The sequence below is a fragment of the Tsukamurella hominis genome, assembly GCF_965137015.1.
Lineage (GTDB): Bacteria > Actinomycetota > Actinomycetes > Mycobacteriales > Mycobacteriaceae > Tsukamurella > Tsukamurella hominis.
This window is the reverse complement of record NZ_CBCRZG010000009.1, coordinates 99,090-111,970: the sequence shown is the minus strand read 5'-3', so window position 1 is coordinate 111,970 and position 12,881 is coordinate 99,090. Positions and strand designations below refer to the sequence as shown.

The window sequence follows — 12,881 nt, the reverse complement described above, 5'->3', positions numbered from 1 at the left end:
TGGAGTCGGCGCCTTCGTGGTGCGTGGGGCGATCAGTACTGCGAGCAGGTCGACGCCACGACGCCGATCGTCTGATTGATCTTCCCCTGGTTCTGGCTGTAGTACGCCGCGAGCTGCGGGTTCTGCCGGCCCAGCTCGTGGATCCGGGCGGTGCGCTCGGCGGGCGGCAGCGTCAGGATCCGTTCGGCCTCGGCGCGGCCGCCGGGCACCTGATTCACCATCGTCGCCGCCTCGGGCGCGACGGCGACCAGCGCGCGTTCGACCTGGGCCACCGTGCAGTTCGTGCCGGGTACCGGGTCGGACGGTGCCGCTTGCGCCATCGCGGCGGGGGCCAGGGCGAGGGCGCCGGCAGCGCCGGCGGTGGCGGCGATCTTCCATCGTGTGAGCATGTGGTTCTCCCTTCGTCGTCGCTCGGATCCACCGGTGGGCGGTCCGAGCCACTCCTCCGAACGTAGCGGGGCGAAACTGAGTTCCTCCGAAGAGAATTCACAGGGAACGCCGTTTCAAGGGGCACGATCCACCCGCTACGGGCGGGCTGTGCAGGGGCGATCCCGGCTGAGAAGGGGACCGAAGTAGTTCCGCGAAAAAGTTCCTGCCGCGAGGTCAGTGTGACCGGGGTTGGTCACGGAAGCGACTGTGAATCCACGGCTGAGATAGCCAGGAGGCCAAATCTGGCCTCCTGTTCACCTGAGCCGTGGATTCACAGAGACGACGGAGAGCGGTTGAGCGAAGGGTGCGCCCGGGGAGACTTGAACTCCCACACCCGGAGGTACTGGAACCTAAATCCAGCGCGTCTGCCAATTCCGCCACGGGCGCGTGCGGCAGCGGAGAGCCTCGGCTGCGGCGCAGGTCACGATACCGGTATTCGGACACCGCCGGGTTGACGGGTACCGTCGAGGTCGTGAAACGTCGTCGTCATCGCCCCGCGCTGATCGCGTTCGTCGTGATCGCCGCCGCGGCGTTCCTGGCGCTCGGCTGGTGGCAGTGGGGGCGCTTCGAGTCCAGCGCGGGCTCCGCGCGGAACCTCGGCTACGCCCTGCAGTGGCCGCTCTTCGCCGTCGCGGCGATCTGGGGCTACCGCCGGTTCGTGCAGCTCGAGGACGAGGCGGAGCTGCAGGACCGGCTCGTCGCCGAGGCCGAGGGCGGCGCGGATGCCGCGCCCGAGGATTCCCCCGTCGAGCGACCGGCCGTCGCGCCGCGGCCGACGGTCGCGCCCGCAGGCACGCTGACCGCGATCCCGGACGGCTTCCTGCCCACCCGGGTGGCGGCACCGTCGGCCCCCGACACCGCGCCGGACGACCCGGCGCACGACGAGTACAACAAGCTCCTCGCCGAACTGGCGGGGAGCGAGCAGACCGAGGAGAAGAAGTGACCGACGCACCCGCGCCGACGGCGGAGAATCTGGCGGCCAAGCGCCGCGACCAGGTGAGCGGCGCGCTCAAGCGCTACCGCTTCATGGCCAACTTCACCGGCTACTTCCTGCTCATCCTGTGCGCCGAGATGATCTACAAGTACCTGCTCGCGCCTGCCTTCGACTGGCCGATCCCGGGCTGGCTCGGACTGATCGCGATCATCCACGGCTGGGGCTACTTCATCTACCTGATCCTCACGCTGGACCTGGGCGTCAAGGTGCGCTGGCCCGCTCCGCGCTTCCTGCTGACGCTGCTCGCGGGCACCATCCCGCTGCTCGGCTTCTACTTCGAGAAGAAGAACTCGGACGAGATCCGCGCGCAGTTCGACGTCTGACGCGCTGCGACGACACGCTGCGAACACGAACGCCGCCCACTCCCGCAGGGGAGGGGCGGCGTTCGTCGTCCGGGGGCGATCAGGCGTAGATCGCGTCGACCTCGTCGCCGTACTTGTCCATGACGACGTTGCGCTTGACCTTGAGCGTCGGGGTGAGCTCGCCGCCCTCGATGGTGAAGTCGGTGCTGAGCACGCTCCACTTCTTCACCTGCTCGGCCTTGGAGACCAGCGCGTTCGCGGTTCCCACGGCGGAGGCGATCTCGGCGAGCAGGACGTCGTTGGCGGCGGCCTCCTCGAGCGTCATCTCGGCCGGCAGCCCGTGCGCCGCGAGCCAGCCCGGCAGCGCCTCCTGGTCGAGGGTGATGAGCGCGCCGACGAAGGGCTGCTTGTCGCCCACGAGCATCGCCTGCGAGACCAGCGGGTGCTGGCGCAGCGCGTCCTCGGTCTGCGCGGGCGCGACGTTCTTGCCCGCCGCGGTCACCAGGATCTCCTTCTTGCGGCCCGTGATCGACAGGTAGCCGTCGGCGTCGAGGGAGCCCAGGTCGCCGGTGTGGAACCAGCCGTCCTGCAGCGCCTCGGCGTTCGCCTGCGGCAGGCCCCAGTAGCCGCCGAAGACGACGGGACCGCGGAGCAGCACCTCGCCGTCGTCCGCGATCGCGACCTCGTTGCCGGGGACGGGCCGGCCGACGGTGCCGATCCGCTGCTCGGTGGGCGTGTTGCAGGTGATGGCCGCGCTGGTCTCGGACAGGCCGTAGCCCTCGTAGACGGTGACGCCGGCGCCGCGGAAGAAGTGGCCGAGGCGCGCGCCGAGCGGGGCGCCGCCGGAGACGGCGCAATCGCACTGGCCGCCGAGGGCCTCGCGCAGCTTGGAGTAGACGAGCTTGTCGAACAGCGCGTGCTTGAGCTTGAGCACCAGCCCGGCGCCGCCCGTGTCCCGGGCCTTGCTGAACTCGATGGACGTGTCCACCGCGGCGTTGAAGATCTTGCCCTTGCCGCCCTCCTCGGCCTTCGCGCTCATGGTGTTGTACACCTTCTCGAAGACGCGCGGCACGCTGAGGATGTAGGTGGGCTTGAGCTCGCCGAACAGGCCCGTCAGGTTCGACAGGTCGGCCGTGTGCGCCACCCGGATCGAGTGCTGGACCGCGGCGACCGAGATGGCGCGCGCGAAGATGTGGGCGAGCGGCAGGAACATCACCGTGCTGGCGTTCTTCCCCGCCATCTTGTCCAGGCCCTCGTGGATGGCGTCGTACTCGCTGAGCAGGTTGTCGTGCGTGAGCACCACGCCCTTCGGCTTGCCGGTGGTGCCCGAGGTGTAGACCAGGGTCGCCTCCGCGGACGCCTCGACGGCGGTCGCCCGCGCGAGGTAGTCCTCGTCCGAGACCCCGGCACCGTCGGCCACGAGGGCGTCGACGAGGCCCTCGTCGATCACCCACACCTGCGTGCCGGCGGGCACGCCCGCGGCGATCCGGTCGGCCGTGGCGCGGGTGTCGGTGATGAGCGCGATCGAGGCGGAGTCCGCGAGGATGTGCTCGACCTGCGCGGCCGAGTTGGACTCGTACACCGCCACCGTCGAACCGCCGACGGACCAGTTCGCGTAGTCGAGGAGGGCCCACTCGTACCGGGTGGGGCTCATGATCGCGATCCGGGTGCCGGCGTCGACCCCGCGGGCGATGAGGCCCTTGCCCACCGCGGTGATCTGCTCGTTGAACTGCGCCGCGGTCACGGGGGACCAGCCGGAGCCGGAGGGCCGCAGGAACAGCTCCGTCGACGGTGCGGACGCTGCGAGGTCGCGGACCCGGGTGGTCAGATTGTCGGACGGTGCGTGGGTCCGGGTGGGTGCCGTGGACTCGATGCGCAACTTCATCTCCTCATGCAGATAGTGGAATGAGCACAACCTATCGGAGGATGTCCGATTCCGATAGTGTTTCGCGTGCGCGGCGGATACCGCATATGCTGGGGAAACAATGTCTGATGAATTCGGTGCTGAGCGCACCGCCCCCGCCGCCGTCGTCGATGACGTGCAGGCTCCGGAGAACGAAGCCGAACCGGTGACCTTCCTCGACCTCGGAATCGATGAGCGCGTACTGCGCGCCCTCGCCGAGGTCGGGTACGAGAATCCGTCGCCGATCCAGGCCGCCACCATCCCGCCGCTGCTCTCCGGCAGCGACGTCGTCGGCCTCGCGCAGACCGGCACCGGTAAGACCGCCGCGTTCGCCGTGCCCGTGCTCTCCAAGATCGACGGCGACAGCCGCAAGCCCCAGGCGCTCGTGCTGGCCCCCACCCGCGAGCTCGCGCTGCAGGTGTCGGAGGCCTTCGGCAAGTACGCCGTGCACATGCCCACCATCACCGTGCTGCCGATCTACGGCGGCCAGAGCTACGGCGTGCAGCTCTCGGGCCTGCGCCGTGGCGCGCAGATCATCGTCGGCACCCCGGGCCGCGTGATCGACCACCTCTCCAAGGGCACGCTCGACCTCTCGAACCTCGAGTTCCTGGTGCTCGACGAGGCCGACGAGATGCTCACCATGGGCTTCCAGGAGGACGTCGAGCGGATCCTCGCCGACACCCCGGAGTTCAAGCAGGTCGCGCTCTTCTCGGCCACCATGCCGCCGGCGATCCGCAAGATCTCCAAGAAGTACCTGCACGACCCGGTCGAGGTCACCGTCAAGGCCAAGACCGCGACGGCGTCGAACATCACGCAGCGCTACCTGCAGGTCGCGCACCAGCGCAAGCTCGACGCGCTCACCCGCCTCCTCGAGGTGGAGGAGTTCGACGGGATGATCATCTTCGTCCGCACCAAGTCGGCCACCGAGGAACTCGCCGAGAAGCTGCGCGCCCGCGGGCACGCGGCCGCCGCGATCAACGGCGACATCGTGCAGGCGCAGCGCGAGCGCACGATCGGCCAGCTCAAAGAGGGCAAGATCGACATCCTGGTCGCCACCGACGTCGCGGCCCGCGGCCTCGACGTCGAGCGGATCAGCCACGTCGTGAATTACGACATCCCGCACGACACCGAGTCCTACGTGCACCGGATCGGCCGCACCGGCCGGGCCGGCCGCAAGGGTGACGCGCTGCTCTTCGTGACGCCGCGCGAGCGGCACCTGCTGCGCGCCATCGAGAAGGCCACCCGGCAGCCGCTCACCGAGATCGGCCTGCCCTCGGTCGAGGACGTCAACGCGCACCGCGTGGAGAAGTTCGGCGAGTCCATCACCGAGAACCTCACGAACGACCACCTGCAGATGTTCCGCAGGCTGATCGAGGACTACGTGGGCGCCAACGACGTGCCCCTGGTCGACGTGGCCGCGGCGCTGGCGCTGCAGTCGCGCGACGGCGCCTCGTTCCTGCTCAAGCCCGACCCGCCGGAGCGCGAGCGCAACGCCCGCGACCGCAAGGACCGCGACTTCGGCGACCGCGACGGCCGCCCCGCGCGCGGCCGGGACCGGGATCGGGACCGCGAACCGTCGACGCATCGCAAGACGGGCCGCCCGATGGTGCCGTACCGGATCGCGGTGGGGAAGCGGCAGCACGCCACCCCGTCGCAGATCGTCGGCGCGATCGCCAACGAGGGCGGGCTGCGGCGCAGCGACTTCGGGCACATCAGCATCCGCCCGGATCACAGCATCGTGGAGCTGCCGGACGATCTGGACCGGGACGTCTTCGACGCGCTGGAGCGGACCCGCATCTCGGGGCAGCTGATCAACCTCGAGCGCGACCCGGGCGCACCGTCGGGCCGGCCGAGCGCGGGCAAGCAGCGTTTCCGCGCGGGCCGCAAGCGGTGACGAGCGTGTCGGCGTTTGCTCACAGATGTATTAACCTTTAGTCAAGGTGTAGCTCGACCCGGGCGCGCCGACTGTCGGCTGCGGCCGACCCGACAGACTCGAGGAGCGCATGACCGCCGCCGGTGACCAGGGCGACGGCCCCGGTGGCCGTCGGGATCGCGTCGTCCGTCTGCTGCAGTACCTGGACGAGCTGATCCGGTCCCGGTCCGTCGTGACGCGGGACCTCGACGATCACCTCGCGGTGCTGCCGCTCACCGGCGACGGTGCCCTCACCGACAGCTGGGACGCCGACGCCAAGCCCGGCGCCACGATCTTCACGGTGCCGCGCGACGACGCCCCGGACTCGCCGCACTCGCGGCTGCTGCGCGTCTTCGACGAGCTGACCGACCACCCGGAGTCGGTCGAGCTGGTGCTCGCCTCGGGCCTGCTCACCGCCCGCGACGGCGACACCGCCATCCGGGCGCACCTGCTGACCCAGCCGGTGCTGCTCGAGCGCGACCGCCGCGGCAAGCGCCTGGCGGTGGTGCTCCCGCGCGACTCCGTGCCCCGCGTCGAGGACTCGCTGCTGCTCGCCGGGCTCCCGTCGTTCGACCTCTCCGGCTCCGCCGAACTGCAGACGGAGCTGCGCGAGAACGCCCGCACCGTGCTCGATCCCGCGTGCCAGGAGTTCACGTCGACGTGGCTCGGCGCCGCGGCGAAGGACGGGGGAGCGCACGTCGAGTTCGCCCCGGCACTCGTCCTCCGCACCCGGGGTTCGGCGCCCCTGCTGGGCTTCTACGACGCGATGAAGGCCGACGTCGCCGACGCCGAGCGCGACGTGCCGATCGGGCTCGCGCAGCTCGTCGAGGGCGTGAGCTCGGAGGAGCGGATCCGGCAACTCGCCGTGGACGGCGCGATGAGCCCGCTCGAGCTCCTGGACGAGGCGTACTACGTGCTGCCCTCCAACGTCGAGCAGCGGGACATCCTGGCGCACATGGGCGCCGACTCCGGCGTCGTGGTCGAGGGACCGCCCGGGACCGGCAAGACCCACACCATCGCGAACCTCCTCGCCGCCCTGCTCGCCAAGGGGCAACGCGTGCTGGTCGTCTCGGAGAAGGCGCAGGCCCTCGCCGTGCTCGAGGAGAAGCTGCCGCCGGAGGTGCGCCAGCTCGTCGTCTCCGTCACCGACGTGACCAAGGACGGCTCGGCCTCGCTCGCCGCGTCGGTCACGGAGATCGCCACCCGCAAGTCCACCTATTCCGAGGCCCTCGCCGACGCCGAGATCCGCGACCTGCGGGCCAAGCGCGACCGCGCCATCGAGCGCCGCGAGGAGCTGGTCCGCGAGGTCTGGTCGCTGCGCACCGCCGAGAGCGAGGACTCCGACTGGCTGGCTTCGGCCTACTCCGGCAAGCCGGCGGAGATCGTCGCCCAGGTCCGCCGGGACGCCGACAAGTACTCCTGGTTGCCCGGCCCCGTCGACGGCGCGGTGCCCCCGCTCGACACCCGCGATTTCGACCGCCTCGTCGCCCTGCTGCGGCGCAACGACGAGAACTTCTCGCGCCGCCTCGCGCACAACCTGCCCAACCTTTCCGAGGTCCCCGACGCCGACGAGCTCGAGGCGCTGTGCGCCACCCTCGCGGATTCCCCGCTGGCGGGTGCCGACAGCGGCGCACTGACGCACGTCCTCGGCGGCGTCGACGCCGACCGCCTCGCCGTGATCCGGGCCCGCGCCGACCTGATCCACGAGCTCGTGGAGCGGGTGCGCCGCTACCCGCCGTCCGCGCAGCTGCTGGCCGAGGACATGCTCATCGGCGATCGCGCGCACCTCGCCGCCAGGCTGGGCGGCCTGGAGGAGCAGATCGCCACGGCCCGCAACGCCGACGGCGAGCTCGAGGGCGTCGTCGTCCAGCTCAGCGACACCCCGGACGCCAACGATCGCGCCGCGATCGAGGACTACGCGCGCCACCTGTCCTTGGGCAACGAGCCGCGTAAGCGGTTCCGCAAGCCCGAGCAGAAGCAGTTCGAGGCGACCGGTCTCGGCATCGTCGTCGACGGTGCCGACGGGGCGGACAAGGCGCATCTGCGTGCCGCCGCACAGCATCTCAAGGTCGAGGACGTGATCGGCCGCGTGGGCGACGTGCTGCGCGCGCTCGGGCTCGAGGCGCCCGCGACCGACCCGTCCGGCCGCACCGCCACGCGGGGCCGCAGCGAGCGGCTGAGTCAGGCCGCCGACCAGCTTCTGCGGGCGCGGACCGTCGTGCGCCTCGTCGCCGAACGGGATCGCCTGGTGGAGGCCATGCAGGCCCTCTCCGAGCACGCGCCGCGACCCAAGGACCTCGCCGAGACGGATCAGACCGCCCGCCAGGTGATCGCGATCTCGGCCGCCGCCGGTGCGCGCGACGCGCACAGCCGCCTCGACGCCATCCGGGTGCAGGTGCAGGAGATGGTCGAGCGCGGCCCGTCGCCCGAGGGCGACGCGATGGTCGCCGCCCTCCGCGGCTACAAGTACCCCGCGATCCGCGACGCCCGCCGCGCCTGGGACGCCGCCCGCGCCGAGCGCGACGACCGCGGCGCGCTGGACCTCCTCGCGCTGCGCCTGCGGACGAAGGCGCCCGCCCTGTTCGACCTCGTCGCCCGCACCGCCGACGACCCCGTGTGGGACGTCCGGGTGCCCGAACTGGCCGCGGCCTGGTCCTGGCGCCGCGCGGTCACCTGGGCCGCGTCCCGCGTGCACCCCGGGGACGACGCCCAGCTCGAGGCCGACCTGCAGGCCGCGGAGCAGGACGTGGCGCACTACACCACCCGGATCGCGACGGCGAGCGCGTGGCGGCAGTGCCTGCGCCGCATGACCTTCGACGAGATCCAGGCGCTGCACGCCTACCGCGACCACGTCTCCTCGATCGGCCGCGGCTCCGGCCGGCACGCCGAGCGCTTCCGCGTCGCGGCCCGCGAGGCGATGCGTCAGGCGCAGTCCGCCGTGCCCGCGTGGATCATGCCGATCTCGCAGGTCGTCGCGTCGATCTCCCCGGAGCGCAACGCCTTCGACGTGGTCATCGTCGACGAGGCCAGCCAGGCCGACATCACCAGCTCCTTCCTGCTGTGGCTCGCGCCGCGCGTGATCGTCGTGGGCGACGAGAACCAGTGCGCGCCCTCGGCGTTCACCGGCGTCAGCCTCGACGACGTCTTCGCCCGGCTGGACGCCCAGCTGCCCGACATCCCGCCGTACCTGCGCGACTCGCTGACCCCGCGGTCGAGCCTGTTCACCCTGCTGCGCACGCGCTTCGGGCACACCGTGCGGCTCCGCGAGCACTTCCGGTGCATGCCGGAGATCATCGACTTCAGCTCGCGGCAGTTCTACAGCGATGCGCCGCTGATCCCGGTGCGGCACTACGGCGCCGACCGTCCCGTCCCGCTGCGGGTCACCCACGTGCCGAAGGCGAAGGTCGAGGGCGAGGGCGCGCGGATCAGCAACCCGACGGAGGCCCAGGCCATCGTCGACCAGCTGGTGCGCTGCTTCGCCGACCCGCTCTACGCCGGGCGCACCTTCGGCGTCATCGCGCTGCAGGGCCAGGGGCAGGTCGACGAGCTGTACCGGCGGCTGCGCGAGAGCATCGACCCGGACGAGTGGGACGCCCGTCGCCTGCGCGTGGGTACGCCGCCCGACTTCCAGGGCGACGAGCGCGACGTTGTGCTGTTGTCGATGGTGGTCGCGCCGGACTACCGGTTCCGCGCGCTGACCGGCCGCGACTTCCAGCGCCGGTTCAACGTCGCCGCGTCGCGCGCCCGCGACCAGCTGTGGCTGTTCACGTCCGTCGACGAGCAGGACCTCAAGGCGAACGACCTGCGCGCCTCGCTGTTGCGCTACGTCACCCGCGCGGACGTCGAAGTGGCGCAACCGATGCCGCCCGACGTGCCGACGGATCGTCGCGTCGAGCCCTTCGACAACCTCTTCGAGCAGCAGGTCTTCGTGCGGCTGCGCGACATGGGCTACCACGTCAACCCGAAGGTCGTGGTGAACAACCGCTCCATCGACCTCGTGGTCACCGGGGAGCAGGGCCGGCTCGCGGTCGAGTGCGACAGCGCCGACTTCGCCTCGACGCCCGAACAGGCCCGGTCCGACATCGAGCGCGAGCGCGAGCTCCGACGGTGCGGCTGGGAGTTCGTCCGCGTCCGCGAATCCGTCTTCGCGACCGACGCCGACGCCGCGATGTCCGTCGTGGTGCAGGCGCTCGACCGCCGGGGCGTCCGCCCGCTGACCCTGCAGCGCGCCCTCACCGTCGGCGAGCGCGCCGACGACGGCTCCGTCGAGCTGTGGGAGCCCGTCGGGCTCGACATCGACACGGAGTAGGCCGGCCGCCACCCGGGCGACCCCGGATCAGGCGCGCGAGTACTCCGACGCCACCCGGACCAGCTCGGGGTCGGGGCGGACGCCCGTGTAGAGCACGAACTGCTCCGCGGCCTGCAGCGCGATGACCTCCGCACCGGTGATCACCGTCGTGCCCGCGGCGCGCCCGGCCCGCACCAGCGGCGTCTCGGGCGGCATCGCCACCACGTCGAAGACGGTGTCTGCCGCCGCGACGAGGGCCGCGGGGAAGGAGAGGTCCTCGGCCGCCGGACCGCCCGCCATGCCGACGGGCGTCGCGTTGACGAGGACCCGCGCACCGTCGGGCGCCTCGGTCGCGTGCCGGAAGCCGTACAGGTCCGCGAGCGCGGAACCGGCGCCCGCGTTGCGGGCCACCACGGTCACGTCGGCGCAGCCGTGGTCGCGCAGGGCGGCGACCACCGCCTTCGCCATCCCGCCGGAGCCGCGGACCGCGACGGGTAGCGTCGGATCGACGCCGTGCGAGGCCAGCAGGGAGGCGACCGCGGCGTAATCGGTGTTGTACGCGTGCAACACGCCGTCCTCGTTGACGATCGTGTTCACCGAGTCGATCGCACTCGCCGACGGCTCCATCACGTCGACCAGCTCGATCACCGCCTCCTTGAACGGCATCGAGATCGCGCAACCCCGCACGCCGAGCGCCCGCACGCCGCCGATGGCCGCGGGCAGGTCCGAGGTGGTGAAGGCCTTGTAGAGGTAGTTCAGGCCGAGCTCGCGGTACAGGTAGTTGTGGAACCGGGTGCCGATGCTGCTGGGCCGGCCGGAGAGCGACATGCACAGCACGGTGTCGCGGTCGGGCATGGCGATCGAGTCGTTCACCCCGCTCACCCTAATCCGGTGGATCGGGAACCGCGGGCGCACCTGGTGCGTCCAATTGATGTGACGGATTTCCAGGGCATCGGTCAGACCGCGTGGGAGCAGATGTCGGTCTCCGAGATACGGCACTTCGCGCGCGGGCTCTCCGGTTCGGGGGTCGCGGCGGACGCGCGTGCGATCGGCAGCGCGGGGAACTCGCACGCAGACAGCCTCGCGGAGCTGCAGCGCGACGCGGGTCTCCTGAGCGCCCGCTGGCGCGGCGAGGCCAAGGACCAGTCGTACGTCGAGATCGGCCAGTACACCGACCGGGCGTACGCGAACGCCGTCGCGCTGCGCCGGCTGGTGGGCGACGTCGAGGATCTGTCCGACACCGCGACGACCACGAACGGGAAGTTCAGCGACCTGCCCGATCCGCCCTCCCGCGACGAGGCGTGGTCGAACTCCGGCTATCGGAACCAGGTCGCGGAGAGCGTGCGCAGCACCTACTCCGCGCCGGTCCAGACGTCCGCGTCCACCCTGCCGCTGGGGGAGAGCCGCGGCCGCACCGACTTCCGCCACGTCGGGCCCGCGGCGACCAAGAACAACGCCGCGGGCACCGGGGCGCCGACGGAGCCGGGGACGGCGTCCCCGACCGACGGCGCCGGCACGGGCGACGGCGGGACGACGGACACGGGCACCGGTGCCGGGACCGATACGGCGGTCACCGGGACGGCCCCCGTCGACACTGCGACGACGGGCACGGACACCGCCGCGGACGAGGCCGGCACAGGCACCGGCACGGGAGCCGGGACCGGGACCGGGACCGGGGCGGGGAGCGGTACGGGAGCCGGCACCGGCTCGGGCGACACCGGCGCGGGCGAGGGGCTCGGGGGTGGCACCGACCCGACGACGGACGACGCGACCTACGATCCGCCGGCCGACACCGCGACGCCGTCGTCGCTGCTGTCGCCGTCCACGGGCGTGCCCCTCACGTCGGCCGCCCGCACCGGCGCCGGGCTGTCGGGGATCGGCGGCCGCGGCGACGTCGGGCGCACCGCCTCGCCGCTCGGCCTGCGGCAGGACGCCGCGGTCGCGCGATCCGCGGCGCCGCAGGTCGGCACGGGAGCGACCACCACGGGTGCGCGGCCCTCGACGGGCCCGTACGGCATGCCGGCGGCCGGCGCGGGCGCGCAGCGCGGCCAGGGCGACGGCCGCCACCGTCTGCCCGCCTACCTCATCGACCGGAAGAACGGCGAGGAGATCGTGGGCGGCATGCCGCTGGTCGGCCCGGGCGTCATCGGCCAGTGGAAGTCCGACGGTCCGCCGGACGCCCCACGCCCGCCCGCGCCGCCCGCTACGGGCGGGCCGCGCCCGCGTTGATCGCCGCGACGAGGGCGGGGAGCGTCGTGGCCGCGGTGCCGCGCCAGTGGTACGAGGCGGCCTCGCTGAGCGGCGTGGCCTCCGGGTTGATCTCGATCACCGGGATCCCCGCCGCGAGCGCCGTCTCCGGCAGGCGCGCCGCGGGATAGACGATGTTCGACGTGCCGATCACGAGCACCACGTCGGCCATGACCACCGCGGCCTCGGCGCGGCTCCAGGCGTCCATCGGCAGCGGCTCGCCGAACCAGACGATGCCGGGCCGCACCAGCGACAGACAGTGCATGCAGGTGGGCGGCGTGGCGCGCAGCGTCGGCTCCACGTCGGCGTCGTCGGGGAGGAACGCGTCCGACCCGAGGTAGGGGGTGCCGCAGTGCTCGCAGCGCGGCGCGAACAGGCTGCCGTGCAGGTGCGAGATGACCCGCGAGCCGGCCCGCTCGTGCAGGTCGTCGACGTTCTGCGTGACGATCGAGACGGTGCGGTGCGAGGCCAGCTCGGCGAGGGCGATGTGGCCGTCGTTGGGGTCCGCCTGCCGCGCGACGTGCGCGCGCCACTGGTACCAGCCCCAGACCAGGGCGTTGTCGCGGCTCCAGCCGTCGACGGAGGCGATCGCCTCCGGGTCGTACTGCTCCCAGAGACCCGTCTGCGCCTCGCGGAACGTGGCGATGCCGGATTCGCGGCTCATGCCCGCGCCGGTGAGCACCGCGATGGACTCGGCGGAACGCACCAACTCCGCCACGGCGGCGGGGACGGGGATTGCGGCGGGGCGGTCGGAAGGGTGCATTCCGGGCTGCATCGGCACAGACTACCGACCGTCGACGGGGCGA

Annotated in this window: 9 protein-coding genes and 1 tRNA gene; 5 read left to right on the top strand and 5 right to left on the bottom strand. The window is 72.0% G+C overall.

All coding sequences use genetic code 11. The annotated features are described in order from the left end of the window. Positions 1-32: 32 nt before the first annotated feature. Positions 33-389, bottom strand: a complete 357-nt coding sequence (locus tag ACM9LD_RS13560) for a hemophore-related protein (RefSeq protein WP_415677161.1) — start codon at positions 387-389, stop codon at positions 33-35. 345 nt (positions 390-734) lie between these two features. After that, a tRNA-Leu gene (locus tag ACM9LD_RS13555) sits at positions 735-816 on the bottom strand. 85 nt (positions 817-901) lie between these two features. Between ACM9LD_RS13555 and ACM9LD_RS13550 the strand changes: the two genes are divergently transcribed. Continuing rightward, a complete protein-coding gene (locus ACM9LD_RS13550) occupies positions 902-1,372 on the top strand; it encodes a transcriptional regulator (protein WP_415677160.1) in 471 nt (156 codons plus the stop codon). Continuing rightward, entirely contained in the window at positions 1,369-1,746 is a 378-nt protein-coding gene (locus ACM9LD_RS13545) for a DUF3817 domain-containing protein (protein WP_415677159.1), read from the top strand. The genes ACM9LD_RS13550 and ACM9LD_RS13545 overlap by 4 nt, the downstream gene beginning before the upstream one ends. A gap of 79 nt (positions 1,747-1,825) precedes the next feature. Here the strand turns inward: ACM9LD_RS13545 and ACM9LD_RS13540 are convergent, their stop codons facing one another. Further along, complete coding sequence (locus ACM9LD_RS13540; protein ID WP_415677158.1) at positions 1,826-3,610, bottom strand: AMP-dependent synthetase/ligase; 1,785 nt, start codon at positions 3,608-3,610, stop codon at positions 1,826-1,828. 100 nt (positions 3,611-3,710) lie between these two features. Here ACM9LD_RS13540 and ACM9LD_RS13535 point away from each other — a divergent pair, with 100 nt between their 5' ends. Both ACM9LD_RS13535 and ACM9LD_RS13530 read left to right on the top strand, forming a co-directional pair. Continuing rightward, positions 3,711-5,522 carry a DEAD/DEAH box helicase gene (locus tag ACM9LD_RS13535; RefSeq protein ID WP_415677157.1) on the top strand — a complete coding sequence of 604 codons (1,812 nt, stop codon included), beginning with the start codon at positions 3,711-3,713 and terminating at the stop codon, positions 5,520-5,522. Between the two features lie 109 nt (positions 5,523-5,631). Beyond that, positions 5,632-9,849 (top strand): AAA domain-containing protein, encoded by a 4,218-nt coding sequence (locus tag ACM9LD_RS13530; RefSeq protein ID WP_415677156.1) that lies wholly within the window; start codon positions 5,632-5,634, stop codon positions 9,847-9,849. Between the two features lie 27 nt (positions 9,850-9,876). Here the strand turns inward: ACM9LD_RS13530 and ACM9LD_RS13525 are convergent, their stop codons facing one another. Continuing rightward, positions 9,877-10,683, bottom strand: a complete 807-nt coding sequence (locus tag ACM9LD_RS13525; protein WP_415677208.1) for a shikimate 5-dehydrogenase — start codon at positions 10,681-10,683, stop codon at positions 9,877-9,879. 36 nt (positions 10,684-10,719) lie between these two features. Here ACM9LD_RS13525 and ACM9LD_RS13520 point away from each other — a divergent pair, with 36 nt between their 5' ends. Continuing rightward, the gene (locus ACM9LD_RS13520) at positions 10,720-12,057 is read left to right on the top strand and encodes a hypothetical protein (RefSeq protein ID WP_415677155.1); all 1,338 of its coding nucleotides are present in this window, start codon (positions 10,720-10,722) and stop codon (positions 12,055-12,057) included. Here ACM9LD_RS13520 and ACM9LD_RS13515 read toward each other — a convergent pair. Further along, positions 12,032-12,850, bottom strand: a complete 819-nt coding sequence (locus ACM9LD_RS13515; RefSeq protein WP_415677154.1) for an SIR2 family NAD-dependent protein deacylase — start codon at positions 12,848-12,850, stop codon at positions 12,032-12,034. The two genes, ACM9LD_RS13520 and ACM9LD_RS13515, sit on opposite strands and share 26 nt — an antisense overlap. Positions 12,851-12,881: the final 31 nt, after the last annotated feature.